We start from the raw sequence: 24,264 nt of genomic DNA, 5'->3' as shown, positions 1-24,264 counted from the left end.
TCGCCACCCGTCCGGATGACCGTCCAGGCCTACCTGGCGGGCAACGCCGGCGCGTCATCGATACCTGGCGTCGGCAAATCGACAGGATCTACAAACTCCACGGATTCCAAAATCGCCTTGATTCGCGGCAGATCGTCTCTGCCTTTTGGATTTGACAACCGTTTGACCGGAACGCGCCCACACAAGGCATTTTTTTCATGGATCAAACAAAAGCGGAACCAGCGCGCTCGCCACCGCTCGTCTCCTGTCGTGTCGTCCGCTGTATTGGCGATACCCTGCCAGTTGCGACCTTTCAGAGGCACCGTCTCCGCATTCGCCTCCTTTTCATAGGGCTCCATTTCCGTACAGGGGTATGAACTGCACCTCCACCAACGACCGTCGATCAGTTTTCCGTCCAGTAAAATAGCGATTTTTACGTCGGTCGCCTTTACGCAAAACAACGAAAAACCTTCTGATCTAAACCTCTGCGGACCCACCCATGGAAGGAAATATGCCCCTACCTTATCTTTGCGGGTCGCAAGTCTCCCACCGAACAAATCTGCCATGCGGAATCGACATGGACCAATGACACGCACGTTTGAATCATTATTCTTCGCAGAGCTTTCACGCGAAATTTCCGCCATAGCGATGTTTCCGAAAAGCAACTCACATAGCATGGAAATGAGGATGAAGATCATATTGAACTTGATCATCGGATTTTGTCCTCTCATAAGTCGCCACCCCCGTCCGGATGACCGTCCAGGCTTGAGATGCGGATACCGTCGGCCAGCGTGAAGAGGGCGGCGGCATAAGCCTGAAAGCGGGCCTCAATACCGTTGATAAGCGAAAATCTGCTGGATGCATGTCCCACGTTGACGGTCGCAGCTACTCTGCCGAAAGAATCACTGCTGTAGTAGGGCATCTGTAAATTCCCGACCCGTCGGGTTTCGCGCTGAAACCGTGGAAATTGATCGGCTGGCACGGCTGCTTTCGACCACGCCCAATATGCACCTGCGCTGTCTGCTGCATCAACGGGATCACGTGCTACCCAGCGCCTCCATTCCCCGATCTCCGGCGGTAAATGTTTTTCCGCTGCCATCAATGCCGCGTTATTTCGCTCACGATGCGCTTTATCGGCGGCCGCGCGCAGCCGGTTCACCACTGCCTGGTCAATGTCCCTCCCGAGAAACCTCCAGTACTTGATGTAATTATCAGGCCACGTAAGTTGTAGAAAGCCGCGACCGAACCATGGGGAATAGCGTTGGCCCTCCCCCCCATCTTCTTCAAGATGCAAGAACCACTGCGTCTCTTGCATGGCATTGCCTAGAAATGCCGCCTGTCGCAAAGGCGTCTGAATACCAAACTTTCGCATCGCCTTGTTGAGCTCCGCACCAAAAAGACCGATCACTTCCGAGACCAGACGCACACGCTCTGACACCCACCGAGACCCGGCTCGACGCAATGCTGTAGCAGGAGCCGTGTTCTTCATTTCACTATCCGCCAGCCACCCACACCGCCTGAAATGCCGGATAAATGCCAACGGATGGAAGAACCAGAACTTCTTGCCCGCCCCAAGCGGCGTCTTGTCCAGAAACTGCAATTGCGTCAGAAATCGGATGAATCGGTCGTAGCCATCGGGATCCGTCTGCTTGCGTCGGCCGTAAAATCCATCCGGGTCATTGAGCCGCCTGTAGCGGACATCGTTTAAGCTGGCATCCCATTCGCTCGGGGCGTGACAGACAAAGCCGCGCAGTTCGACAAGCACTTCGGGGTTCTCACGGATGTAAATCGCCAGCCTGTCTTCGCGCTCGAAGCCCGGTCGCAGTCGTGCGACCGGGTCGTCCCTTTCATCCACATAGCGGACGATCTGTTTTAGCCTGTCCAGGTCGCACAGCACGTCGTCGGTGAACGGCGTATTGCCTTCGGCAATCTTCTGCCAGCCCATGAAGCGCGGGAAATCCGCGTCCGACAATTTCTGGATGGCACTTTGGTTGATGTCGATATATCCCTGCTTGCCTGCCTCGAACGTCACCGATACCCATGTTTTCCTGGCATCGTTTGGCAGCTTCGGCTCGTCGCTCAGGATGCGTCCGAACCGCAGCAGTTCGTAGCCATCGCTGGGACAGTCGGGATAAAGAGTGGTGGCGCGGCTATACAGTTCGTATTCGTAATCCTGGTAGGGATCTGCCACCGGCTTGGGGCCGGTCAGACAGGTCATCTTCCCGTCCTTTTCCAGCCAGGAGCGCGTGTAGCGTTGCCCTTTGTGAAAATACGCCTCGACATACAGCCGCGAGTTTACGCAGAGCGCACCCGCCTGCAGTTCCGGAAAAAATGGGCATGCGCCTTCTGAACCGGTGGCCGGCTGATGAACGTCTGCCCGCCGGGAATCACGAAATAGCTGTGCCCCCAGTAGTCTTTCGAGACCGGTGTCGTCGGGCTCTGTATCCCGAGCTGTATCGGATGCATCGAAGGTTCAAACCAGGCCGCAAAATCGGGCTCGGTCATGAATATCTCGAAATGGATATGCGGCTGGCCCTGGCACATGCCTGGATATCCCAGAATGTCCTTCCGATTGACCTTCAGGTTGGCGGGAACCTGCACACCGTCGGTCGGGTATGACAGCCACTTGGGCAATACCGTGGCCGATCCGACTTCCGGTGGCATTTTCAGCATCGGCTTGACCCGGTTTCGCGTGTTATCCAGGTCCAGCAAATGCATGTACAGCGAGTAGAACGTCATGACCCGGCCTTCACCGGTTTCGGTGGTATGCCTGAGCAATACGAATCCGGTATTCGAATCCAGATGCTCCGTGCCCTCGTGGTTTTTGCGATGACACGAGATGGCCTTCTGGCGAACGGAATAGGCCACCACCTCGCCGTCCGCGATGGCATGCACGGGTACATATTTGCGGGGATTCAAATGCGTGCCGCAATGCCAGCGGCCATCGAACGCGATCGGATAGATGCCGCTGTGGCCCGATTCATACTTGTCGACCGCATCCATCAGCGGGTCGGGGCCGGCGTTCTTGATGAAGTCGGCGTCGAGGGTTGGCAGGAAGGGTGGGCTGAGGATCATGGCCGGCTCACGTTCGTCACGCACTGTTTGCTGTGCGACGCACGCTACACCGACTTCCTGCCGACAAAGCTACCGATTTCGCAGTGATCTAATCCGACGCAACCGCACGCAAAATTCGTCGGATTGCGATTTACGCGCAAATGAAAAGGGCCCTGCGAAGCAAGGCCCTTTCCGGTTCCGAGACAGGCTCGGACGCTGATTCCTTCACGGCAACAGCGCACTCACCCAGGCTGTGCCGCCTTGCGTTCCGCCAGCAGTTTCTGGATGGCCGCCTCGGTCTCCTTGTAGCGGCCTTCGCCGTAGTGCTGGTACATGATGCGGCCATTGGTGTCGATCAGGTAGAGCGCGGGCCAGTACTGGTTGCGATAGGCCGACCATGTGCCGTACATGTTGTCCTGCGCCACCGGGTAGCGGATGTCGTATCGCTTGAGCGCCGCCTGTACGTTCCCGGTCGATTTTTCAAACGGGAATTCCGGCGTGTGCACACCCACCACCACCAGGCCCTGGTCCTTGTACTTGTCGTACCACTGTTTCACATACGGCAGCGTGTTCACGCAGTTGCCGCAGGCGTACGTCCAGAAGTCGACCAGCACCACCTTGCCGCGCAATTGCTGCATCGTGAGCGGCTCGGAATTCAGCCAGTTGTTGATGCCGACGAATTCGGGGGCGGCGCCCTGGTCGCCCACCTTTGGACTTTCGGCGATGGCGCCGGTGCCGAAGGTATAGATCGCCGCGATGCCGATGGCGGCGAGCATGGCGCGGATTACGTTACGCATGATTCAGGGGCCTCTGTCCGGAAGATGCTCGCCCCGCGTCCGCAGGGCGGACGTCGGGGCGATGGCGCGATGGGGCACTGGTCAGACCAGTTCGGTTTCGATATGGATGTTGCCGTGCAAGGCCTTCGAGTACGGGCAGGTGCGGTGGGCGGTGTCCACCAGCGCCTGCGCCACCTCGCGCTCGATGCCGGGGATATGCACGCGTAGCCGGGCCTGCAGCAGGTACTCCGCACCGGCCGTGCCAAGGTCCACTTCGGCATCGACCGACAGGTCTTCCGGCAGCTTGATCTTCTGCTTGCCGGCGGCCAGGCCGATGGCACCGATGAAGCAGGCAGACCAGCCGGCGGCCAGCAGCTGCTCGGGGTTGGTGCCGTTGCCCTTGCTACCCGGCGACGACAGGTCGATGTCGAGTTTGCCGTCGTCGCTGCGGGCAGAGCCGTTGCGGCCGCCGGACGTGATGTGGACCTTGCCGGTGTACAGGACGTTTTCGATGCGGGTCATGGTGGATTCCTTGTCTAGTTCAGTGGTTGGTTGTGGTAAAGCGGATTCGATGGCGACGGCGCGTGGGAACCGGGCTCAGGCGTAGGCGCCATCCAGGTACGGATCGACGCGGCGCGCCGGATCGGCCGACACGCCGGTGCGGTCCATGCCGGCCACCGTGCGGGCGCCTTCGTAGTACGGGTCAAGCGTGCGGGCGCCGTCATAGAACGGGCTACGCTGGTCTTGCACCGAGCGGGCGCCGTCCAGGTACGGATCGGCCGAGCGGGCGGGCGGGGCCGACACGCCGGTGCGATCCAGGCCGGCTACCGTATGGGCGCCGTCGTAGTAGGGGCTGCGCGGTTCCTGCACCGAGTGGGCACCGTCGTAGTACGGGCTGCGCTGGTCCTGTACCGAACGCGCGCCGTCGCTGAACGGATCGGCCGAGCGGAACGACAGGCTGGCTACCGTGCGGGCGCCGTCGGTGTACGGGCTGCGCGATTCCTGCACCGAGCGGGCACCTTCGGTGTACGGGTCGCGGGCGTCGGTGGCCGCGCGGGCGCCTTCGCTGAACACGTCGCGTGCACCCTGTACGGCGCGGGCGCCGTCGGTGTACACATCGCGGGCCCCGACAACGGAAGCCTGTGCGCCAGCAGCGGCGGCAACCAGGGCAACGGCGAGAACAAGGCGCTTGGTGAGGTTCTTGGACATGATGGTTTCCTTTTCAGTGGTATGCGGTCGATTCGGTGGATGCCGTGGCAGCGTTTGCGCTTTGTCGTTTGTGCGTCGCCCTGCCATGGACCGTATTTAAGGCGGCCCACGTATCGCGCCCGTAGCGAATTGGCGGCCGTTGTGTCAGGGCACGTATCGTCGCGGCGGCCTGATACAGAGCCGTACAAAAAGGAAGGAAGCCTGCCGGGAGGCGAGAACTACGGGAGGGGGGAGAACCGCGGAGGTGCGCCTTGCGGCACGCGTCTTACCCGAGAGGGAGAACGAGAGAGGGTTGGAGGGAAGGGGCTGGCCTGCCGGGTGCGATTTGAATCGCTCGCCCTCTCCCTGGACCGTTCTCCGCCGACGGGAGAGGGGAGCAAACCGAATCGCTGGAGACTATCGCAAGACAGCCTCAGCCCAGCCTGATCTCGGCAGCCAGGCCGCCGCCCTCGCGGTTGCGCAGCGTCAGCGAGCCGCCGATCGCCGCCGCGAGCTGGTGGGCGATGGCCAGGCCCAGGCCGGTGCCGCCGGTTTCGCGGTTGCGCGAGCCCTCCAGACGGACAAACGGCTGCAAGACGGCTTCGAGCTTGTCTTCGGGGATGCCGGGGCCCCGGTCCATGATCGATATGATCACGGCGTCACGTTCACGGTGGACGCCCACTTCGGCCGCCCCGCCGCCATATTTGATGGCGTTGTCGATCAGGTTGGTCAGCACGCGCCGCAGCGCATTGCGGCGCGTCACGATGGCGCCGCCGGCGTTCTCGCCGATCGACACGTCCTTGCCAGTGTCCTGGTAGTCGTAGACCAGGCTTTCGACAAACGACCCCAGGTCGATCTTCGACGCCTCCTCGCCGTCGCCGCCCGAACTGCGCGCGTACGCCAGCCCTTCGCGCACCAGCGTCTGGATTTCCGCCAGGTCGTTGACCAGCTTGCGCTTTTCCTCGGAATCCTCGGCCAGCTCCGCGCGCAGCTTCATCCGCGTGATGGGGGTCTGCAGGTCATGCGAGATGGCGGCCAGGATCTGCACGCGCTCCTCGACAAATTGCGCAATGCGGTCGCGCATGGCATTGAAGGCCCGCGCCGCCTGCGCCAGTTCCGTGGGCCCGTGCTCGTCCAGCGGCTGCGACCGGGTATTCGGGTTGAGCGCGTCGGCGGCGTCGGCCAGCGCCACCAGCGGGCGGATCGACAGGCGCACGGCGAACCAGCAGCACAGGATCAGCAGCAGCAACTGCAGCACCAGCACATAGGGCAGCCACTGCGCGATGGGCGTCATGCGCGGATGCACGTCGATGGTCAGCGGGCTGCCGTCACTCAGCGTCAGATGCGCCTGCAGCTGCTTGCCGTCCCCCGGAATCGACTCCACCGTGACCGGGTAGTGCGTGCCGGTGGCTTCCATGATCCGCTCGGCGATGTCGCGCCCGCGCTGGGTCATCTCCGGCACCCCCGGCGATCCAGGCCCCAGGATGTACTGGTAGTTGCCGCGGTTCACGCGCGGCAGCCACTGCGGGCGCTCGGCGGCGGGTATCCGGTCCAGGATCGCCACCGACGTGGCCACGTCGGTCTCCAGCGTGCCCAGCATGACCTCCCGCGCCGACATGTACCGCTCCGAAAACAGCACGGCAAACGACATCAGGTGTGCGACGATCATGCCCGCCAGCAGGATCAGGAACAGGCGCGACCCCATGGTATGGGGCCAGCGCCAGCGGTGAGTGCTCACTGACGTGCCTCCGTAATCTCCACGGGCATCGAGAACACATAGCCCTCGCTGCGCACCGTCTTGATATAGGCCGGCTCGCGCGCGTCGTCCTTCAGGCGCTGGCGCAGGCGGCTGACCAGCAGGTCCACCGACCGCTCGAACATGTCGGCTTCGCGGCCCTGCGTCAGGTTCAGCAGCTGGTCGCGGTTCAGCACGCGCTGCGGGTGGTCCACGAAGACGCGCAGCAGCCGGTACTCCGCCCCGCTCAGCGCGACGATGGTGCCTTCGTTGTCGATCAGGTGGCGCGCGGTGGTATCCAGCTGCCAGTCGCCGAAGGCCAGCATCTGCCCGGCCTCGGTGATCTGCAGGTTGGGCGGCAGCATCCGGGTGCGGCGCAGCACGGCCTTGATGCGCGCCAGCAGTTCGCGCGCGGCGAATGGCTTGGTCAGGTAGTCGTCGGCGCCCATTTCCAGGCCGATGATGCGGTCGGTCTCGTCATCGCGGGCGGTCAGCATCAGGATCGGCGTGGTCTTGTGCTTGCCCGCGCGCAGTTCGCGGCACAGCACCAGGCCATCGTCACCGGGCAGCATCACGTCCAGCACGATCAGGTCGACCGTGTTGCCGTCCAGGAACTGGCGCATATGGCGGCCGTCCGGCGCCATGGTCACCCGCAGGCCATTCTTGGTCAGGTAAGTGGATACCAACTCACGGATCTCCCGGTCGTCATCGACGATCAGGACATGGTCGACATGCGATTCCATCAGCTTCACCCCTGGGCAGTCTATTTTTCGGAAAATTGTGAACAATCAGTCTGTTGGCGGCATTGTATGGGCGCGGGCGCCGTCGCGTGTATCGCAATGTATCTGGCGGCAGCCGGCCCACAAAGCCATACAACTTTGCCGGTTGGCGACACATTTACGGTAGATCACGGGCGTCTCATTGGGGCATGCCAGATTGCTGGCCTCTCATCCTTGCCGAAAGGAACCCGACCATGACGCTGCTGATCCTTGCCTACCTGGGTGGTGCCCTGACCATCCTGAGCCCTTGCATCCTGCCCGTGCTGCCGTTCGTGCTGAGCGGCAGCGGCCAGCCGTTCCTGCGCGGGCGGCTGCCGATGCTGGCCGGCATGGCGCTGACCTTTGCGGCGGTGGCCACGCTGGCGTCAGTGGGCGGCGCGTGGGCGGTGCGCGCCAATGAATACGGCCGCCATGCCGCGCTGGTCCTGCTGGCGATGTTCGGGGTGTCGCTGCTGGTGCCCCGCCTGGCCGATGCGCTGACCCGGCCCGTGGTGGCGCTGGGCAACCGGCTGGCCGGCGATGGCACGGCCGGCGCCGCGTCGCCGTGGGCATCGCTGCTGCTCGGGGTGGCCACGGGCATGCTGTGGGCACCCTGTGCCGGCCCCATCCTGGGCATCGTGCTGACCACGGCCGCGCTGCAGGGCGCCAGCGTGCAAAGCTCGCTGCTGCTGGTGGCATACGCGGCCGGTGCGGCCACGTCGCTGGCCGCCGCGCTTGGGCTGGGCGGCCGCCTGTTCGCGGCGATGAAGCGGTCGATGGGGGCCGGCGAATGGCTGCGTCGCGGCCTGGGCGTGGGCGTGCTGGGCGGCGTGGCCGCCATCGCCATCGGCGCCGATACCGGCTTCCTGGCGCGGCTGTCCATCGGCAGCCCGGCCCGGCTGGAACAGGCATTGATCGACCGGCTGCACAGTGCGTCGGCGCCGGCCCCGCAGGCGAGCCATGAAGATTCGTCCACGACTGCTGCCGCAGGCACCGCCGGTGCCAGCGCGGGCATGCTGCTGGCCGCCAACGACACCGGCTACGGCTTCGGCGGCCGCTTGCCGGTCGAAGGCCAGTTGCCGCCGCTCGATGGCGCGGTCCAGTGGTTCAACACGGCGAACGGTGCGCCAATCACGCGCCAGCAGTCGCAAGGCAAGGTCACGCTGGTCTATTTCTGGACGTACTCGTGCATCAACTGCATCCGCACGCTGCCCTACCTGCGCGCCTGGGCTGACAAGTATCCGGGCCTGCAGGTCATCGGCGTGCATACGCCCGAGTTCGCCTTCGAGAAGAAGGCGGACAACGTGCGCCGCGCCATCGGCGACTTCCGGATCGGCTTTCCGGTGGCCGTGGACAGCGACTACGCCATCTGGCGCGCCTTCCACAACAACTACTGGCCGGCGGCGTACTTTGTCGATGCGCGCGGCAATATCCGCCATCACCAGTTCGGCGAAGGCGACTACGCCCAATCCGAGCGCGTGATCCAGACCCTGCTGGCCGAGGCCGGCCAGCCGTCTGCGTCGCGCGATGTGGTAGTGCCCGATGCCACGGGCGCGCAGGCCGCGCCCGACCTGCGCAACGTCCGCTCCGGCGAGACCTATGTGGGCTACAACCAGGCGTCGAACTTCGCCTCGCCGGGCGGCATCCGTGCGGATGCACCGCGCGATTACGCCGTGGACGGCAAGCTGCGCCTGAACCAGTGGGGGCTGGCCGGCCAATGGACGGTCGGACCGGAATTCGCCACCGTGGAACGCGCCGACGGCAGCATCCGCTACCGCTTCCAGGCCCGCGACCTGCACCTGGTGCTGGGGCCGGCCGCCAACGGACGCGCCGTGCGCTTCGTGGTGACCATCGACGGCAAGGCACCGGGCGACAGCCATGGCGCCGATATCGACGCCAACGGCAACGGGGCGATCACCGCCACGCGGCTTTACCAGCTGGTGCGCCAGGCCGGCGAAGTGGGCGAACACACGTTCGAGATCCGCTTCCTCGACCCGGGCGCCCAGGCCTACGCGTTCACGTTCGGCTGATCGTCGCCGAAGGCCGGCGCGGCCAGCTTGCGGGCGTGGTCGCGCAGGTCGGCGGGCCACGCCTGGGACAGCGCCACGAAGCGGTCCCGGTCGCCGCCGTACAGCGCGCGGGATGCCTCCTCATAGCCGGGCTGGTTGCCGAGCATCGTCGACATGAACCGGTCCGCCGCGGCCTTGGCACGGCCGGCGACCAAACCCGCGTCGGCCCCCTGGCCCTTGCGCGCGGCGTCCACCAGCTTGCGCAGCGTCACCGACGCCCCGCCCGGCTGCTCGCCCAGCCATTCCCAATGGCGTGGCAGCAGCGTGACCTCGCGCGCCACGACCCCCAGCTTCGGCCGCCCGGCGCCCTTCCTGGCCGGGCCGTCATCGACAGCCGGCGGCGCCAGCCGCGCGGCAATGTCGGCATCGCTGCCGCGCAGGTCGAAATCCAACTGCCGGCCCGTGATATCGCCAAACGCCAGAATCGATTGATGCGGATCGGCACGCAGGGCGGCCGCCACGGCCAGCGCCACTTCCACGGGCTTGCCGGACGCCAGCCGCCGCTCGCCAGCAAAGGCGGTACAAGATTCGTTGTCTTCCATGGGGTCTCCCGACGCCGTTGAGATGGGAGTTGATATTACCCGGGTAATATATCCGCAGTCAATTACATCCGGGTAATATTTTGGATTGGCGGAAGGATGGGCCAAGCCGTGGCGTTTTGACCCGGGGCGCCGCGCATGGCAGCATCGCGGGGCAGATTTTCCAGACCACTTCCTATGAAACCTTCAATGATCGGAATCCGGCCACTGCTGATCGCGGTAATCGTCAGCCCCCTGCTGGCGGCCTGCGCCAGCGGCAGCTCTGTGGAATACCTTGAATCACAGGACGGCAAGCCGTTCCATTCCGACGCCAGCGTAGGCGACATCGTCGTCTGCCTGAAGCAGAAGCTCGGCGACGACGCGAACGTGCTGGCCTATCCCGAACCGGGCAAGGTCGACGTGCGCGTGGGATACGGCCACCGGGCCGACGCCGGCTACTCGTACCTCATCAACCTGCGCGCCGCCCGCCAGGGCACCGACGTGGAAATCCGCAGCGCCGGAGACTTCCGGCCGATGCTGAGCCAGGGGCGCGTGACGGGCTACATCAAGAACTGCCAGCCGGGCACCCCGGCGCGGTAAGCGCGCTTCAGCCGGCCCAGCCCATGGTCCGCGCCTGGGCCAGCACGGCGCGGGCGCGCTCCACGAACGGCCGGTCCACCATCTTGCCGTCGACCAGATAGGCGCCCACGCCGCTCGCGTCGGCCTCGTCGGCGGCAGCCACGATCCGTTGCGCGGCGGCGATTTCGGCGGCGGTCGGCTGGAATACGTCGTTGGCCAGCGCGATCTGGCTCGGATGGATGCAGCTTTTGCCCAGATACCCGAGCCGGCGCGCCAGTTCGGCCTCGGCCCGGTAGCCCTCGGCATCCTTGACGTCAGCGAAGGCCGCGTCATAGGCAAACACGCCGGCTTCGGCGGCGGCCATGCGCATCTGATACATGGTCTGCGCCACGGCCAGTGTTTCGCGCCGATGAATGCCGGCCGGCTCGAACAGGTCGGCATAGCCCAGTTGCAGGCCCGCCACGCGCGGATCGGCGGCGGCCAGTTCATGCGCGCGGCGCAGCCCGCGCGGCGATTCGATATTGAGCAGCAGCTTCACCGGCGTGCTCGCGCCGTTGGCGGCCTCGGCCTGTGCCACGGCCTTGGCGGCCAGGTGCACCTGCTCGACGTCTTCCACCTTGGGCACGTTGACCAGATGCAGCCCGTTGCGTACCACGGCGACGATATCGGGCGCGAAGTGGGCGGTGTCCGGCGCGTTCACGCGCACGATCAGCGTCTTGCCCGATGCGGCCGTGCGGCCCGACGCCAGCAGGTCCTGCAGCGTGGCGCGGGCCTCGGCCTTGCGCGGCTCGGCCACGGCGTCTTCCAGGTCGAACGACAGCGCGTCGGCCGCGCTGGCCAGCGCCTTGTCGAACAGCTCCGGGCGCGATCCCGGTACAAACAGTTTGCTGCGCATGATCGCCTTCATCTTCATTCCGCCCGGATGCTGCGCTGCTTGACCAGCGCCCCCCAGCGCATGGCCTCGCCCTGCACGAACCTGCCGAACTGCTGCGGCGAGTTGCCCACCGGCTCCAGCCCCATCTGGCGCAACTTGTCCTGCACCTGCGGGTCGGCCACGGCGCCCTGCACTTCCTTCGCCAGCCGCGCCACCACCTCGGGCGGCGTGCCCCTGGGCACCCACACGCCGTTCCACTCCAGCACCTCGAAATCGGGCAGGCCGCTTTCGGCCAGCGTCGGCACATCGGGCAGCCCCGGGTTGCGCTTGAGCGACGTCACCGCCAGCGCCTTCAGCTTGCCGCCTTTGGCATAGTTGAGCGTGGATGCCACGTTGCCGAAGTACGCCGACACCTGGTTGCCCATCACGTCGGTCAGCGCCGGCGCACCACCCTTGTACGGCACGTGCAGCAGGTCGATGCCGGCCTTGGCGTTGAGCAGTTCGCCCGCCAGGTGCGACCCGCTGCCCGAGCCGGCCGACGCGAACGTCAGCTTGCCGGGGTTGGCTTTGGCATAGGCGATGAATTCCTTGACCGTCCTGTATGGCGCGTTGGGTGGCACCACGAGGATGTTGGCCGCCGTGGCCACCAGCGAGATCGGCACCAGGTCCTTGAGCGGATCGAACGACATCTTGCGCAGGCCCGGATTCACCGCGAACGCCGATGCGTCGTATAGCACCGTGTAGCCGTCGGGCGTGGCCTTGGCCACCGCTTCCTCGCCGATCACGCCGGCCGCGCCGGGGCGGTTGTCGATCACCACCTGCTGACCCATCGACGCGCTCATGCGCTGCGCGATCACGCGCGCCGTGTTGTCGGCGCCGCCACCGGCGGAGTACGGCACGATCATGCGGATCGGGCGGTCGGGATAGGCTGCGGCGGCCAGTAGCGGCGCGCAGGCGGCCACTGCGACCAGCAGTTTGCGGCAGGTCGGATGCATGGATGGGTCTCCTGTTGTCTGGAAGTCGTGCGGTCGTCAGACCGTGGCAATCGGGTTGGCCGGCGAGCCCACCGCGCGTGGCAGGTGCATCGGCGGGGCGGTCAGCAGGAACGAGGCCCGCCCCGCCCGGTGCAGCCATGCGGCCAGCGGCGTCAGGTGCCACATCTCGCCCAGCGGGATGCCCAGCTTGACCAGGCAGAGTTCGTGCAGGGGCAGCAGCGGCCCGGTGGTGCCGGGCGGCAGTGCGTGGCGGCGCTCTTCCACCGCGTGGTTGTCGGCGGCGATGGCGGCGATGCCGGCTTCGTCGATCCAGCGCAGCAGCCGTGCGTCGGTGCCGTCCAGCACGGCGCACGCATGGCGCAGCCCCGCATGATCGTCGGCCGCGGACAGTTGCAGCGCCATGTCGGCCAGCCCGGTATGCACGCAGAGGATGTCGCCGCGCTGCACGTCCGCGCCATCGGCCTCGATCACGCGCATCAGGTCGTCATAGCCCACCGCGCGCCGCGCCGGGCCGAAATGCCGGTGCAGGTCCACCAGCGTGCCGCGTCCCTGGATGCCGCGCGCCGCCATTGGGGCAATCGACAGTGCCTGCGCGCCGATAAACGTGCCATCGGCCGCGCTGCCGCTGCCCACCGAGTAACCGTTGTAGCCAACCGTTTCGGCCTGGCCGTCGCCATCGGCATCGAACAGGCAGTTCACATGGCCCAGCGCGTCCCACTGCGTGGAATATTGCGGTGACAGCGTGACGTGGTCGTCGCTGATCACGTCGGTGGCGCCCGGCACATCGCCCGCCATCGGGCGATTGAACACGCGCTGGCCGTCCTTTTCGGAGGGATGCAGCACGGGCGGGCGCCGGCGCGGATTCAGCACGCCGGCACGGGGCACGTCGAGCGGCAGGCTCAGCGAGAACGTCAGCCCCTGGCGCACTTCACGCACGGCGGCCAGCACCTGCGCAGGGCCGATCAGGTTGAGCCGGCCAAGCTGGTCGTCGGGACCGAAGTCGCCCCAGTTGGATCCTTGCGGACGCTGCTTCCAGCGCGGGTTCGCCGCCATCATTGGTCCTTGCCGGCGTCGCCGGCATCGATCACCACGCCGGCCGCCTGCAGCGCGGCGATGCGGGCATCGTCCAGCCCGGCCGCGCGCAGGGCTTCGACCGAATGCTCGCCCAGCGCCGGTGCCGCGCGCCGGAAGGCGCCCGGCGTGCCGCCCAGGCGCGGCGAGATGTTGTGAACCGGAATCTGGCCCATCTCGGCGTCGGGAATCTCCACCACGATGTCGCGCGCATGGAAGTGCGGGTCGTGCTCGATGTCGGAGATGTCGTAGATCGGCCCGATCGTCACGCCGGCCTTGTCGAAGAACGCCACGCAATCGGACTGGGTCATCGTGCCCAGGAATTCGCCGATGATGCCGTCCAGCAGCGCGGCGTGCTTCACGCGTTCGGCATTGGTGGCGAAACGCGGATCGGTGATCAGCGCCGGCCGGCCGATGGCGCGGAACAGCCGTTCGGTCATGGCCTGCGTGGACGCCGACAGGCACACCCATTTGCCATCGGCGGTCTGGTAGGCATTGCGCGGCGCGCTGTTGGTGGACCGGCTGCCGGTGCGCGGCTTGACCTTGCCGGTCAGCCGGTAGTTGGCCGCCTGCGCGCCCAGGATGGCGAAGATCGGATCGAGCAGCGGCAGGTCGATCACCTGGCCCACGCCGCCGCGCACTTCCACGTTGCGCACGGCGCTGAGCACGCCGATGGCGCCATACAGGCCGGCGGTCATGTCGCCCAGGTAGATCGGCGGCAGCACCGGCTCGCGATCGGCAAAGCCGTTCATCGACGCAAACCCCGACATGCCTTCGACCAGCGTGCCGAAGCCGGGACGATGCGAATACGGGCCGTCCTGGCCCCAGCCCGATACGCGCACGATCACCAGCCTGGGGTTGCGCGCCATCAGCACGTCGGGGCCCAGGCCCATGGTTTCGAGCGTGCCGGGCTTGAAGCTCTCGACGAACACGTCGGCGTGGGACACGAGATCCAGAATCACGCCGATGGCGCCCTCGGCCCGGAAGTTCAGGCACAGGCTGCGCTTGTTGCGGCAGTAGGCCTTCCATGCGGTGGACACGTCCTTGACCTTCCAGTCGCGCAGCGTGTCGCCGCTGGCCGGTTCCACCTTCAGCACATCGGCGCCCAGGTCGGCCAGCGCCATCGTCAGCGTGTTGCCCGCCACCAGGCGGGAGAGATCGAGGATGCGGATGCCGTCGAGCGGTCCGGTGGCGTCGGGCGCCAGGGCTTGCTGCCTGAACATGGGAAGACTCTGTGAATTATTCGGCGGTGATGTTGCGGGCCTTGGCCACCTGCTTCCAGCGCGCGCTGTCGCGGCGGATATGCTCGGCGAACTGGGGCGCGGTCATCGCGGATGGCTCGGCGCCCTCGCGCGAGAAGATTTCGCGCATTTCGGGCGTGGCGATGATGTCGCGGATCTCTGCGTTGAGCTTGTCCACCAGCGGCTGCGGCGTGCCGGCCGGCGCAAACACGCCCCACCAGAGTTCGGCGGCATAGTTCGGCACGGTCTCGGCCACCGACGGCCACTGCGGCGCAAAGCGCGAGCGCGACGGCGACGTCACGCCCAGCGCGCGCACCTTGCCGCCCTTCACCTGCGTGGCCACCGACGGGAAGCTGGCAATCACGAACTGCACTTGCCCGGCGATCAGGTCGGTCAGCGCATTCGAGATGCCCTTGTACGGCACGTGGGTGAATTCGATACCGGCGTCGCCGGCCAGCAGTTCGCTGGACATCTGGTTGATCGATCCGATACCGGCCGACCCGTAGTTGATCGCGCCCTTTTCCTTCTTCGCGGCGGCAATCAGGTCGGCCACGGTCTTGTACGGGGACTTGTCGGACACGGCCAGCACCATCGGGCCGCTGGCCAGCATCGCCACGGGCGCGAAGCTTCTGTTCACGTCGTAGCTGGTCTTCGGCTGCACGGCCGCATTGGCGGTCAGCGTGGACGACGTCACCAGCAGCGTTGCGCCGTCTGGCGCGGAGCGCGCCACGAATTCGGCCCCGATGGCGCCGCCCGCGCCCGGCTTGTTGTCGACGATGGCCGTGACGCCGAGCTTTTTCGACAGCTTCTCGCTGACCAGGCGCGCGAACACGTCGTTGCTGCCGCTGGGCGGGAACGGCACCACCATGCGGATCGTCTTCGGCACCACCGGCTCGGCCGCCTGCGCGGCGGCCGGGGCAAGCGTGGCACCGGCCATGGCCAGGGCGACGGTGGATGCGGTGGAAAAAGCGGCGGCAAGGGTGCGCAGGCGCGGACGATGCGGCATCACGGCGTTGTCTCCAGATATTGTGCGGTGCGGCACCTGTCGATCGGCGCCGTCTGGCAAGCATCGTAGCCATGCCCTCGCTTGAGATAAAGTGACGTTTTTAAACCTATCGGTGAGAAAAACTCATGAAGGTCGAGTGCTTCCAGACGCTGGCGGCCGTCCTGCGCTGCGGCAGCTTCGCCGGCGCGGCGGCCGAGATGAGCCTGTCGCCCAGCGCGGTCAGCCTGCAGATGAAACAGCTGGAGACCTACTTCGGCCAGCCGCTGTTCGACCGCTCTGCCTTGCAGGTGCGGCCCACGCCGTTTGCGCTGGAGGTCAGTGCCACGCTGGACGGCGCGATGCATGCGATGGAGTCGCTGCGCCGCCGCTCCGCGCCCGTGGTGGAGGGCAAGGTCACGCTGGGCATCATCGAACCGATGCAGGTGACGCTGCTGCCGCCGTTCACGGCGCTGGTGCGCGAGCGTTATCCCAACCTCGACGTGCGGCTGGAACGCGGGCGCTCCACCGGGCTCGTGGACGCGCTGCGCTCGGGCGCCATCGACGCCGCCGTGGTGGCCCAGCCGGAATCGGGTGCCTCGGCCCGGGTGCGCTGGGCGCCGCTGTTCCGCGAGCCGTGCGTGCTGGTGGCACCGCGCGATTCGGCGGGTCGCACCGCGAAGGCGCTGCTCAAGGCCTACGAGTGGATCCGCTTCGATACGTCGACCATTGCCGGGTCGGTGGCCGCGGACTTCGTGCGCCGCACGGCGCCCGACGCGCGCTCGCGCATCGAGTTGCTGTCGATTCCGGCCATCGTGGCCATGGCGTCGCGCGGGCTGGGCGTGTCCGTGCTGCCTCAGCCCGACCCCTATCTGCTTGAGGCATTTCCGGTGCGCGTCATGACGCTGGGCGACGCGCCGCCTTCGCGGCAGATCTCGTTCGTGTCGCGCGTGGCGCCCGCCGACGACCGCGTCATCGCCGCGCTGCTCGACACCCTGCGCAGCGCCGCGGCCGGAAAGGTCTGAGCGCCGGCGCGCCAGACCGCCTCCGCGTCAGTTAAACGGTTTCGACGAGCGATCTGACTCATTTCGCAAGGTGCTTCCACGCTGGTTGCCTTGCGGCATACTGGCCCGCGATGTGGCCTCCCGGCCACGCTTCCTTGACTAAGGTGAGCCCGTGGAAAAGACGCAGATCGTCAAAGTGGTCAACGCCATCGCGGTGGCCGCCCTCGCCGGTGCCGGCATGGCCCATGCGCAGGACAAACCCGCCGCCGAAGGCACCCCGGTGCCGGTTACCGCCGACAACTTCGTGCGCGCCGAATCGGACATGTACCTGGCCGGCCTGGCAAAGCAGGGCGGCGTGGGCAAGCTGCTGCACCGGCGCGAACCCGCGTCGATCGACCACCAGACCGTGATCCGCCTGAACCGCGACACGCTCTACTCGTCCGGCGTGTTTGACCTCGACGCGGGCCCGGTGACCATTACCATGCCCAATCCGGGCAAGCGGTTCATGTCGATGCAGGTCATCAACGAAGACCACTACGTGCCGGCCGTGTACTACGGCGCTGGCAAGCATGTGCTGACGCGCGAGAACGTGGGCACGCGCTACGTGGTGGTGGGCATCCGCACCCTGGTGGACCCCGCCAGCCCCGACGACATCAAGCAGGTCCACGCGCTGCAGGACGCCATCCAGGTCAGCCAGAAGGCGCCGGGCACCCTGCAGTTGCCGGACTGGGACGCCGCCAGCCAGAAGAAGGTGCGCGACGCCATCCTGGTGCTGCAGTCCACCCTGCCCGACTTCAAGGGCGCTTTCGGCAAGAAGGGGGAAGTCGATCCGGTCCGGCACCTGCTCGGCACGGCCGCGGGCTGGGGCGGCAATCCCGACAAGGACGCCACCTATCTGAACGTGACGCCGCCGAAGAACGACGGCAAGACCGTCTACCGGCTGCATGTGAAGGACGTGCCGGTGGATGGCTTCTGGTCGGTCAGCGTCTACAACGCCAAGGGCTACTTCGAGAAGAACCCGGCCGGCGCCTATACGCTGAACAACCTCACGGCAAAGCGGGATGCGGACGGCGGCATCACGATCCAGTTCGGCGGCTGCGAGGCCAGTACGGCCAACTGCCTGCCTGTCGTGGACGGATGGAACTACACGGTGCGGATGTACCGCCCGCGCCATGACGTGCTCAGCGGCCGGTACCAATTCCCGGCGCCGCAGCCGGTGAACTGAACGCTGCCGGCCGGCTGGCGGCCACGCAGCAAGGCAAGAGGGGGCGTGCTGACACGCCCCCTTTTTCTTTTTTCTATTGGCATCGGCGCCCGCCAGGCGCCGCCGGCCAGTGCCTAGTGTTTGCTGTCGTCTTCGGGATGCGACGACAGCAGGTCGAGCATCTCGTCCGCGTGCTCTTCCTCGACGGCCAGGATGCTCTCCATCAGCCGGCGCGACGTGGGGTCTTTCTGGCCGATGTACTGCACGATCTCGCGATAGGTGTCGATCGCGATCCGTTCGGCCACCAGGTTTTCCTTGATCATGTCGGTGAGTGACGTGCCTTCCACATATTCGGCGTGGCTACGCGACGCCAGCCCGTCGGGCGACAGGTCGGGCTCCCCGCCCAGCTGGACGATCCGCTCGGCGATCTGGTCGGCATGGCCCTGCTCTTCGTTGGAGTGCGCCAGGAATTCTTCCGCCACGCTCTTCGAGTTCGGCCCCTTGGCCATGAAGTAATGGCGGCGATAACGCAGCGTGCACACGATCTCCGTGGCCAGCGCCTCGTTCAGCAGCTTGATCACGGTGTCGCGTTCCGCATCGTACCCAGCGGTCACCGCGCCGTCGTCGATGTGTTGGCGGGCACGCTCGCGAATGGTCTTGATGTCCGTCAGGAACGGTTGCTTGTCAGACATGAGGGGACTCCTTCGTCATCGTTCGAATGGTCGCGCGCCCGCTGCAGGCGGGGGCGGCTCTTATCGCTGCAGGCAAAAACGGTGCCATTCCGCCCAGTCCTGATCCGGCTGGGGTCCGGCAGCCCGCCGCCCGTGTGTTTTTTACAAAAGCCGGGCACCGGCGCTTGCAAACTCACGTTGCAATCCCACGCCGCCACCGCGCCGGTTATCAGCCACAAGGCTTACCCCCACTACTGCAAGGCCCAACTTGCCGCTGCCCGGCAATCCGCGTAGTGTGACGATTTGCGTACATCTGCAACACCTTGCAGATGCCAAACCTCGTTCACTCGGAGAACTACGATGGAATCGCGCCGCCTGCCCCGCGCCCGCATGTCCCCTTCCCCGCTGTCTTCGCTGCTGTCCCGCCTGTCGGCTGCCGCTACCGCCACCGCCGTGGCCGCCGTGATGGCCACCGCGCTGCCGCTGGCGGCCAGCGACGCCCATGCCGCCCCGCCCGCCCAGCAGAAGACGCAGGTGCCGGGCTACTACCGCATGATGGTGGGACAGCTTGAAGTCACCGCGCTCTACGACGGCTATATCGATCTGGACCCCAAGGTGCTGAAGTACACCAGCGCGCGCGAGGTACAGAGTCTGCTGGCGCGCATGTTCGTGGCATCGACACCCGGCATGCAGACGGCGGTCAATGCCTATCTGGTCAACACGGGCACGCACCTGGTGCTGGTGGACACCGGCGCGGCCGCCTGCTTCGGCCCGACGCTGGGCGGCATCGTGCAGAACCTGCGTGCGTCCGGCTACACCCCGGAACAGGTGGATACGGTGCTGCTGACCCACCTGCATGGCGACCACGCCTGCGGCCTGACCGCCGACGGCAAGCCCGTGTTCCCGAACGCCACGGTCTACGCCGACAAGGCCGATGCCGACTACTGGCTCAGCGAATCGGCGGCCGCCAGCGCCCCCGAAGGCGCCAGGCCGCTGTTCGGCATGGCGCGCGATGCCGTGGCGCCGTACCAGGCCGCCAGCCATTTCCGCACCTTCAACGCCACCGCCGGCGAAGAACCGGTTCCGGGCGTGCGGGCCGTGCCCACGCGCGGCCACACGCCGGGCCATACCGGCTACCTGTTCGCGGCGGGCAAGGAAAACCTGCTGCTGTGGGGCGATATCGTCCACAGCCACGCCACGCAGTTCCGCCGCCCGAACATCGCCATCGAGTTCGACGTGGATAGCCACCAGGCCGTGCTGACGCGCCAGCGCGTGCTGGCCGATGCGGCAAAGGGCAAGCTGTGGGTGGGGGGCGCGCACCTGCCGTTCCCGGGGCTGGGGCATGTGCGGCGCGATCAGGTCGGCTATACCTGGGTACCCGTGGAATTCGGGCCGATCCGCAGCGATCGCTGAGCACCACACCCCTCTGTCGGCCGGCGCGCCGGCGTGCGAACATGGCACCTTTGCCCCGATGTCCGCACGCCGATGATTACCCGCCCGCCGCTTCACTGGTTCAGGATGCTGTTCGTGCTGCGGGGGTCGGTCCTGCCCAGGATTGCCCCGCAGCTCGTCACGATCACGCTGTTCGCCGCGGTCATCACGTTCTTTCACGGGCGGATCGGCGAATGGAAGGTGTCGCTGAATTTCGTGCCGTTCTCGCTGATCGGTCTGACGCTGGCCATCTTCCTGGGCTTTCGCAACAGCACCAGCTACGCGCGCTTCTGGGAAGGCCGCACGCTATGGGGCAGCGTGCTCAACGAATCGCGCTCGCTGACCCGCCAGGCGCTGACGCTGGTGGCCGACCAGCACGACGCGCGGCGGCTGGCGTACCGGCTCTGCGCCTTCGTGCACGCCTTGCGCCACCAGTTGCGCGGCACCGACGCCTGGCCAGACGTGGCCCCGTTCCTCGACGAGGCCGATGCCGCCCGGCTGCAGGCGGCCAGGTTCAAGCCGGCGATCGTGCTGCTGATGGCCGGCGAATGGGTTGGCGAGCGGCTCCGGGCGGGCCAGCTGGCGCCGGCGCTGGCCCAGCCGATGGAGATGTCGCTGAACCAGCTCAGCACCGCGCTGGGCGGCTGCGAACGGCTGGCCGGCACGCCGATTCCGTTCACGTACTCGGTCATCATCCACCGCTGCATCTATCTCTATTGCGTGCTGCTGCCGTTCGGGCTGCTTGACTCGATCCGCCTGATGACGCCGGTCATCGTCTGCTTCATCGCCTATACCTTCTTCGCGCTCGAAGCCTTGAGCGCGGAGATCGAGGAGCCGTTCGGCGAGGAACCCAACGACCTGGCCCTGACGGCGATGTCCTACATGATCGAATCCACGGTGCTGGAAATGATCGGCGAGACGCCCAAAAGCGCCGCGCCGTCGCCGCACGACTTCATTCAGGTCTGACGCCCCCGGCACCGATCCCGACTGGCTCGCCTTTCCCGCATGGCGGGAGAGGCGTTGGGGGGATAGGTGCTTACCTCGGGCGCTTCACCGCGCGCACCTTGCCGCTGTCGCCGCCACCGCAATAGAAGCGGTCTGCGCCGTCCGACTCCAGGCCCGACACGGCCATGCCGGCCGGCATCTCCACCGCTTCGAGCACCTTCCCCGATTGCGGATCGACATGGCGCAGTTCGCTCTGGTCGTTCTCCCACGTGCCGTGCCAGAGCTGGCCATCGACCCACGTCACGCCGGTAACAAAGCGGCTCGATTCGATGGTGCGGCGGATCGCGCCGGTGCCGGGATCGATCTCGTGGATCTTGCGGTCGCGATACTGGCCCACCCAGAGCGATCCTTCGGCCCAGGCCAGCCCCGAGTCATTGCCGTTTCCCGGCGCCGGGATCGTTGCCACCACCGCCCCGGTCTGCGGATCGATCTTCTGGATGCGGCGCTCGGCGATCTGGAATAGATACCGGCCATCGAACGCGGTGCCGGCATGCGCCGGCACGCTGATCGCGCGCCCGGCCTTGCCGCTGGCGGTGTCGAGCGCCAGCAGCCGGTCGCCCACGGCGAACCAGACCTGCTTGCCGTCGTACGTCAGGCCGTGGACATGATCGACACCCGGGAAGGGGCCGTACTCCTGGACAATCTCTGCGGCAATACGCTTCATGATGATTTCCTTTGGACGTTTGCAAGCGGCGCATGGCTGCGCGCCTGCGTGGTGGATCTGGAAACCATGCTACGCGCCGGGCAGCGGCGGCGGGAGTAACAAGGCCGTCGCGAATCCAGCCATCGGCGGCGTCATCCAGCGGCGCGCGCGGCCGCCGCCCACCGGCTGGACCTTGCCCGCCCCGGCCAGCGCGTCGAGCGCGCGCTGCACCGTGCGCTGGCTGGTGCCCAGTGCCAGCGCCAGTGCCGAACTCGACCACGATTCGCCGTCGGCCAGGCACGCCAGCACCGCCGCGTGGGCTTGCTCGACGGGATGCGTCATCACCACGATCTCGACCCCGGCAGGCGGTAGCAGCGCAAACCCTTGCGGCGTGGCGTGAATGCGCGCCAGGTCGCCCAGCGCCTTGCGCAGCCGTCCGATTTCCACGCGCAGGCGTGCGCGGTGCGTGTCGTCGGGGTGTCGCATGCGGAAGGCCGTGGCGATCAGCGCGTCGCGCGGCACGTCGCCGGGCCACGCCTGCGCCAGCGCGCGGGCCAGCGCAAACAGCACCGGCCGCCGCGCCAGCGGCACGACGGCGCCGCGCTGCCGCACAGCCATGCGGCAGGCATCGACGATCAGGGCACCGGACGCAAACCAGGCTTCCACCGCATCGAGCCGCAGGGGCTGCTCCTTGCCCCGCGCCAGCAGACGTGCCACCGGCGCGCGCAGGGTGTCCAGGGCGCCATCGACTTCCGCCGTCAGCGCGGGAATGCCGGCCTGCCGCGCCGCGATGCCGGCACGCTGCAAGGCATCGCGCGCAGGCGAGAACGACACGCGACGCATGGCGATGCCGGCCGCCACCAGTTCGTGCGCGGCGCGCAGTGCGGGCGGCAACGGTGCGGGATCGATCGTGGCGATGGTCTGCTCGGCATCGTCGAGCTGGCCGGTAAGCAGGTGATGCCGCGCGATCAGGTAGCGCGCGTGTGCGGCGTTGAGCGTGTCGCCATGGGTGTCGAGCACTCGCCAGGCCGTGTCCAGCGCCCTGGCGGGCCAGCCAAGGTCGCGCGAGGCCAGCGCGATCTCGGCTTCGGCCACGGTGCAGCGGGCACGCGCGATATGTTCCCGGGGACCAAAGGCACGCGCCGCGCCGCGCAACAGCGCGCGGGCACGCGTGAAATCGCCCAGCTGCGACATGGCAATGCCGCGCAGGGCCAGCGCGGCGGCGTCATCGCGCAGGGCGATGCGGTTCAGCGCGCCAAGCGGGTCGCCGGCCGCCAGCGCGCGCGCCGCCGCCGTGATCAGTGAGTCCATGGGAATCCCGCCACACCGGTTACTCCCCATGCCGGGAGCCGGCGCCTAATCTAGCACACGACCTTCGCCGATGATGGGCACCCCACGACGCCCCCGCTGCCGTCTGTATCGACCATGCACATTGCGGCGACATGGCGCATACGCAGCCGTGGCGCGGCGCCTCCCCCGGCAGTGCGGCAATGCAGCAGGCGTCCGATGTTATCGTTGCGCCTGATCCCCGCCATGGCCGCCGTCCGGGCCCCTCGTCCATGCCAGAACGCACGTTGCAGGCGCCGGCCACCCCGCTCTGGCTCCGCCTGGCCCCCGCCCTGTTCCTGCTGCTGTGGTCCTGCGGCTTCGTCTTTCTGAAGCTGGGCCTGCAGTATGCCGATCCGCTGACATTCCTGGCGCTACGCTACGCCTGCGTGGTGGCGCTGCTGATCGGCCCCTGCCTGTGGCTGCGCCCGCCGATGCCGCGCGGCCTGGCGCCCTGGCTGCATCTGGCGATGATCGGCCTGCTGATCCAGGCCGGCTATTTTGCGTGCACCTATCTAAGCCTCAAGCTCGGCATGTCGGCGGGCGCGGTGGCGCTGGTCACGTCGCAACAGCCGATCCTGATCGGGCTGCTGGCGCCAGCCATCGCCGGCGAGCGCGTGGACCGCGTGCGGTGGGCGGGTCTGGCGCTCGGGGTGGCCGGTGCCGTGATGGTCATCACGGCCAGATCGCCGGTGCAGATGACGTCGCCGCTGGGCCTCGCCTTCGCGCTGCTGGCGCTGCTGGCAATGACCAGCGGCACGCTATGGGAAAAACGCTTTGGCGCGCCGGTGCATCCGGTACTGGCCAACACGGTGCAGTACACGGTGGCGCTGCTGGTCACCGCCCCGCTGGCCTGGTGGCTGGAACCGATGCACGTGCAATGGACGCCAGGCCTGTTCGGGTCGCTGGCGTACCTGGTCGTCGGCAACTCGCTGGTGGCGATCTCGCTGCTGCTGGCAATGATCCGGCATGGCGAGGCGTCGCGCGTGTCGGCGCTGTTCTTCCTGGTCCCGCCGGCCACGGCGGTCATCGCGTTCGTCCTGCTTGGCGAATCGCTGGCGCCGATGGCCTGGCCCGGCATGGCCATCGCGGCGGCCGGGCTATATCTGGTAATGCGCCGCCGCTAGGCCAGCGGCCCAGGCCGGTTCCATGCAAAAGCGG

At 66.7% G+C, this 24,264-nt stretch carries 24 protein-coding genes; 7 read left to right on the top strand and 17 right to left on the bottom strand.

Features of this window, described 5'->3' with window-relative positions; genetic code table 11:
* Positions 1-29 precede the first annotated feature (29 nt).
* From D9X30_RS06180 to D9X30_RS06145, 8 genes are all read right to left on the bottom strand, one after another.
* On the bottom strand, positions 30-692 hold the full coding sequence (locus D9X30_RS06180; protein WP_153946871.1) for a hypothetical protein: 663 nt from the start codon (positions 690-692) through the stop codon (positions 30-32).
* Positions 693-706: 14 nt separating this feature from the next.
* Positions 707-2,197, bottom strand: coding sequence for a hypothetical protein (locus D9X30_RS06175; protein WP_153946870.1), 1,491 nt, complete (start codon positions 2,195-2,197; stop codon positions 707-709).
* 77 nt (positions 2,198-2,274) lie between these two features.
* Positions 2,275-3,054 (bottom strand): M23 family metallopeptidase, encoded by a 780-nt coding sequence (locus tag D9X30_RS06170; protein WP_153946869.1) that lies wholly within the window; start codon positions 3,052-3,054, stop codon positions 2,275-2,277.
* 221 nt (positions 3,055-3,275) lie between these two features.
* Entirely contained in the window at positions 3,276-3,830 is a 555-nt protein-coding gene (locus D9X30_RS06165) for a thioredoxin family protein (protein ID WP_153946868.1), read from the bottom strand.
* 81 nt (positions 3,831-3,911) lie between these two features.
* On the bottom strand, positions 3,912-4,331 hold the full coding sequence (locus tag D9X30_RS06160) for an organic hydroperoxide resistance protein (RefSeq protein WP_153946867.1): 420 nt from the start codon (positions 4,329-4,331) through the stop codon (positions 3,912-3,914).
* Positions 4,332-4,406: 75 nt separating this feature from the next.
* Positions 4,407-5,018 carry a copper resistance protein CopQ gene (locus D9X30_RS06155; RefSeq protein WP_153946866.1) on the bottom strand — a complete coding sequence of 204 codons (612 nt, stop codon included), beginning with the start codon at positions 5,016-5,018 and terminating at the stop codon, positions 4,407-4,409.
* A gap of 412 nt (positions 5,019-5,430) precedes the next feature.
* Entirely contained in the window at positions 5,431-6,702 is a 1,272-nt protein-coding gene (locus tag D9X30_RS06150; protein ID WP_153947134.1) for a sensor histidine kinase, read from the bottom strand.
* Positions 6,703-6,731: 29 nt separating this feature from the next.
* On the bottom strand, positions 6,732-7,475 hold the full coding sequence (locus D9X30_RS06145; protein ID WP_153946865.1) for a response regulator: 744 nt from the start codon (positions 7,473-7,475) through the stop codon (positions 6,732-6,734).
* 230 nt (positions 7,476-7,705) lie between these two features.
* Here D9X30_RS06145 and D9X30_RS06140 point away from each other — a divergent pair, with 230 nt between their 5' ends.
* Complete coding sequence (locus D9X30_RS06140) at positions 7,706-9,520, top strand: cytochrome c biogenesis protein DipZ (protein WP_153946864.1); 1,815 nt, start codon at positions 7,706-7,708, stop codon at positions 9,518-9,520.
* Here the strand turns inward: D9X30_RS06140 and D9X30_RS06135 are convergent.
* Positions 9,499-10,101: a DUF2239 family protein gene (locus tag D9X30_RS06135; protein ID WP_153946863.1), complete on the bottom strand. Its 603-nt coding sequence runs from the start codon at positions 10,099-10,101 to the stop codon at positions 9,499-9,501. The two genes, D9X30_RS06140 and D9X30_RS06135, sit on opposite strands and share 22 nt — an antisense overlap.
* A 186-nt stretch (positions 10,102-10,287) precedes the next feature.
* Between D9X30_RS06135 and D9X30_RS06130 the strand changes: the two genes are divergently transcribed.
* The gene (locus D9X30_RS06130; protein ID WP_153946862.1) at positions 10,288-10,677 is read left to right on the top strand and encodes a hypothetical protein; all 390 of its coding nucleotides are present in this window, start codon (positions 10,288-10,290) and stop codon (positions 10,675-10,677) included.
* Between the two features lie 7 nt (positions 10,678-10,684).
* On the opposite strand, the gene D9X30_RS06125 is transcribed toward D9X30_RS06130, so the two are convergent.
* Genes D9X30_RS06125 through D9X30_RS06105 form a run of 5 tightly spaced genes read right to left on the bottom strand, consistent with a single transcriptional unit; the run spans position 10,685 to position 15,843 of the window.
* Entirely contained in the window at positions 10,685-11,551 is an 867-nt protein-coding gene (locus D9X30_RS06125; RefSeq protein WP_153946861.1) for an HpcH/HpaI aldolase/citrate lyase family protein, read from the bottom strand.
* 14 nt (positions 11,552-11,565) lie between these two features.
* On the bottom strand, positions 11,566-12,525 hold the full coding sequence (locus tag D9X30_RS06120) for a tripartite tricarboxylate transporter substrate binding protein (protein ID WP_153946860.1): 960 nt from the start codon (positions 12,523-12,525) through the stop codon (positions 11,566-11,568).
* Between the two features lie 36 nt (positions 12,526-12,561).
* Positions 12,562-13,578: a cyclase family protein gene (locus tag D9X30_RS06115; RefSeq protein ID WP_153947133.1), complete on the bottom strand. Its 1,017-nt coding sequence runs from the start codon at positions 13,576-13,578 to the stop codon at positions 12,562-12,564.
* Positions 13,578-14,819, bottom strand: coding sequence for a CaiB/BaiF CoA transferase family protein (locus D9X30_RS06110; RefSeq protein WP_153946859.1), 1,242 nt, complete (start codon positions 14,817-14,819; stop codon positions 13,578-13,580). Before D9X30_RS06110 ends, D9X30_RS06115 begins: the two co-directional genes overlap by 1 nt.
* A 16-nt stretch (positions 14,820-14,835) precedes the next feature.
* Positions 14,836-15,843, bottom strand: a complete 1,008-nt coding sequence (locus D9X30_RS06105) for a tripartite tricarboxylate transporter substrate binding protein (protein ID WP_153946858.1) — start codon at positions 15,841-15,843, stop codon at positions 14,836-14,838.
* 125 nt (positions 15,844-15,968) lie between these two features.
* Here D9X30_RS06105 and D9X30_RS06100 point away from each other — a divergent pair, with 125 nt between their 5' ends.
* Positions 15,969-16,844: a LysR family transcriptional regulator gene (locus D9X30_RS06100; protein ID WP_153946857.1), complete on the top strand. Its 876-nt coding sequence runs from the start codon at positions 15,969-15,971 to the stop codon at positions 16,842-16,844.
* Positions 16,845-17,061: 217 nt separating this feature from the next.
* Positions 17,062-18,048, top strand: a complete 987-nt coding sequence (locus D9X30_RS06095) for a DUF1254 domain-containing protein (protein ID WP_153947132.1) — start codon at positions 17,062-17,064, stop codon at positions 18,046-18,048.
* A 113-nt stretch (positions 18,049-18,161) separates the two neighbouring features.
* Here D9X30_RS06095 and D9X30_RS06090 read toward each other — a convergent pair whose 3' ends face one another.
* Positions 18,162-18,719, bottom strand: coding sequence for a ferritin-like domain-containing protein (locus D9X30_RS06090; RefSeq protein ID WP_153946856.1), 558 nt, complete (start codon positions 18,717-18,719; stop codon positions 18,162-18,164).
* Positions 18,720-19,163: 444 nt separating this feature from the next.
* Here D9X30_RS06090 and D9X30_RS06085 point away from each other — a divergent pair, with 444 nt between their 5' ends.
* Together D9X30_RS06085 and D9X30_RS06080 are read left to right on the top strand one after the other, a co-directional pair.
* Complete coding sequence (locus D9X30_RS06085; protein ID WP_228770850.1) at positions 19,164-20,111, top strand: MBL fold metallo-hydrolase; 948 nt, start codon at positions 19,164-19,166, stop codon at positions 20,109-20,111.
* A gap of 72 nt (positions 20,112-20,183) precedes the next feature.
* Positions 20,184-21,095 carry a bestrophin family protein gene (locus D9X30_RS06080; protein ID WP_153947130.1) on the top strand — a complete coding sequence of 304 codons (912 nt, stop codon included), beginning with the start codon at positions 20,184-20,186 and terminating at the stop codon, positions 21,093-21,095.
* A gap of 70 nt (positions 21,096-21,165) precedes the next feature.
* On the opposite strand, the gene D9X30_RS06075 is transcribed toward D9X30_RS06080, so the two are convergent.
* Positions 21,166-21,798 carry a Vgb family protein gene (locus tag D9X30_RS06075; RefSeq protein WP_153946855.1) on the bottom strand — a complete coding sequence of 211 codons (633 nt, stop codon included), beginning with the start codon at positions 21,796-21,798 and terminating at the stop codon, positions 21,166-21,168.
* A 69-nt stretch (positions 21,799-21,867) separates the two neighbouring features.
* Positions 21,868-23,088, bottom strand: coding sequence for a winged helix-turn-helix domain-containing protein (locus tag D9X30_RS06070; RefSeq protein ID WP_153946854.1), 1,221 nt, complete (start codon positions 23,086-23,088; stop codon positions 21,868-21,870).
* Between the two features lie 248 nt (positions 23,089-23,336).
* On the opposite strand from D9X30_RS06070, the gene D9X30_RS06065 reads away from it, so the two are divergent.
* Positions 23,337-24,230, top strand: coding sequence for a DMT family transporter (locus D9X30_RS06065; RefSeq protein WP_153946853.1), 894 nt, complete (start codon positions 23,337-23,339; stop codon positions 24,228-24,230).
* Positions 24,231-24,264 lie beyond the last annotated feature (34 nt).

The sequence above is a fragment of the Cupriavidus sp. U2 genome, assembly GCF_009663685.2.
In the GTDB taxonomy this organism is placed as follows: domain Bacteria; phylum Pseudomonadota; class Gammaproteobacteria; order Burkholderiales; family Burkholderiaceae; genus Cupriavidus; species Cupriavidus necator_C.
The sequence above is the reverse complement of the archived record's forward strand: the minus strand, read 5'-3'. Positions and strand labels throughout refer to the sequence as shown.

Excerpts from the sequence above, each read along its gene's own strand:
- D9X30_RS06130 (WP_153946862.1), top strand. The coding sequence starts at position 10,288 with ATGATCGGAATCCGGCCACTGCTGATCGCGGTAATCGTCAGCCCCCTG.
- D9X30_RS06100 (WP_153946857.1), top strand. The coding sequence starts at position 15,969 with ATGAAGGTCGAGTGCTTCCAGACGCTGGCGGCCGTCCTGCGCTGCGGC.
- D9X30_RS06180 (WP_153946871.1), bottom strand. The coding sequence starts at position 692 with ATGATCAAGTTCAATATGATCTTCATCCTCATTTCCATGCTATGTGAG.
- D9X30_RS06095 (WP_153947132.1), top strand. The coding sequence starts at position 17,062 with ATGGCCCATGCGCAGGACAAACCCGCCGCCGAAGGCACCCCGGTGCCG.
- D9X30_RS06105 (WP_153946858.1), bottom strand. The coding sequence starts at position 15,843 with ATGCCGCATCGTCCGCGCCTGCGCACCCTTGCCGCCGCTTTTTCCACC.
- D9X30_RS06150 (WP_153947134.1), bottom strand. The coding sequence starts at position 6,702 with ATGGGGTCGCGCCTGTTCCTGATCCTGCTGGCGGGCATGATCGTCGCA.
- D9X30_RS06155 (WP_153946866.1), bottom strand. The coding sequence starts at position 5,018 with ATGTCCAAGAACCTCACCAAGCGCCTTGTTCTCGCCGTTGCCCTGGTT.
- D9X30_RS06135 (WP_153946863.1), bottom strand. The coding sequence starts at position 10,101 with ATGGAAGACAACGAATCTTGTACCGCCTTTGCTGGCGAGCGGCGGCTG.
- D9X30_RS06065 (WP_153946853.1), top strand. The coding sequence starts at position 23,337 with ATGCCAGAACGCACGTTGCAGGCGCCGGCCACCCCGCTCTGGCTCCGC.
- D9X30_RS06160 (WP_153946867.1), bottom strand. The coding sequence starts at position 4,331 with ATGACCCGCATCGAAAACGTCCTGTACACCGGCAAGGTCCACATCACG.
- D9X30_RS06090 (WP_153946856.1), bottom strand. The coding sequence starts at position 18,719 with ATGTCTGACAAGCAACCGTTCCTGACGGACATCAAGACCATTCGCGAG.
- D9X30_RS06165 (WP_153946868.1), bottom strand. The coding sequence starts at position 3,830 with ATGCGTAACGTAATCCGCGCCATGCTCGCCGCCATCGGCATCGCGGCG.
- D9X30_RS06120 (WP_153946860.1), bottom strand. The coding sequence starts at position 12,525 with ATGCATCCGACCTGCCGCAAACTGCTGGTCGCAGTGGCCGCCTGCGCG.
- D9X30_RS06125 (WP_153946861.1), bottom strand. The coding sequence starts at position 11,551 with ATGCGCAGCAAACTGTTTGTACCGGGATCGCGCCCGGAGCTGTTCGAC.
- D9X30_RS06170 (WP_153946869.1), bottom strand. The coding sequence starts at position 3,054 with ATGATCCTCAGCCCACCCTTCCTGCCAACCCTCGACGCCGACTTCATC.
- D9X30_RS06070 (WP_153946854.1), bottom strand. The coding sequence starts at position 23,088 with ATGGACTCACTGATCACGGCGGCGGCGCGCGCGCTGGCGGCCGGCGAC.
- D9X30_RS06140 (WP_153946864.1), top strand. The coding sequence starts at position 7,706 with ATGACGCTGCTGATCCTTGCCTACCTGGGTGGTGCCCTGACCATCCTG.
- D9X30_RS06080 (WP_153947130.1), top strand. The coding sequence starts at position 20,184 with ATGATTACCCGCCCGCCGCTTCACTGGTTCAGGATGCTGTTCGTGCTG.
- D9X30_RS06085 (WP_228770850.1), top strand. The coding sequence starts at position 19,164 with ATGGCCACCGCGCTGCCGCTGGCGGCCAGCGACGCCCATGCCGCCCCG.
- D9X30_RS06115 (WP_153947133.1), bottom strand. The coding sequence starts at position 13,578 with ATGGCGGCGAACCCGCGCTGGAAGCAGCGTCCGCAAGGATCCAACTGG.
- D9X30_RS06110 (WP_153946859.1), bottom strand. The coding sequence starts at position 14,819 with ATGTTCAGGCAGCAAGCCCTGGCGCCCGACGCCACCGGACCGCTCGAC.
- D9X30_RS06075 (WP_153946855.1), bottom strand. The coding sequence starts at position 21,798 with ATGAAGCGTATTGCCGCAGAGATTGTCCAGGAGTACGGCCCCTTCCCG.
- D9X30_RS06175 (WP_153946870.1), bottom strand. The coding sequence starts at position 2,197 with ATGACCTGTCTGACCGGCCCCAAGCCGGTGGCAGATCCCTACCAGGAT.
- D9X30_RS06145 (WP_153946865.1), bottom strand. The coding sequence starts at position 7,475 with ATGGAATCGCATGTCGACCATGTCCTGATCGTCGATGACGACCGGGAG.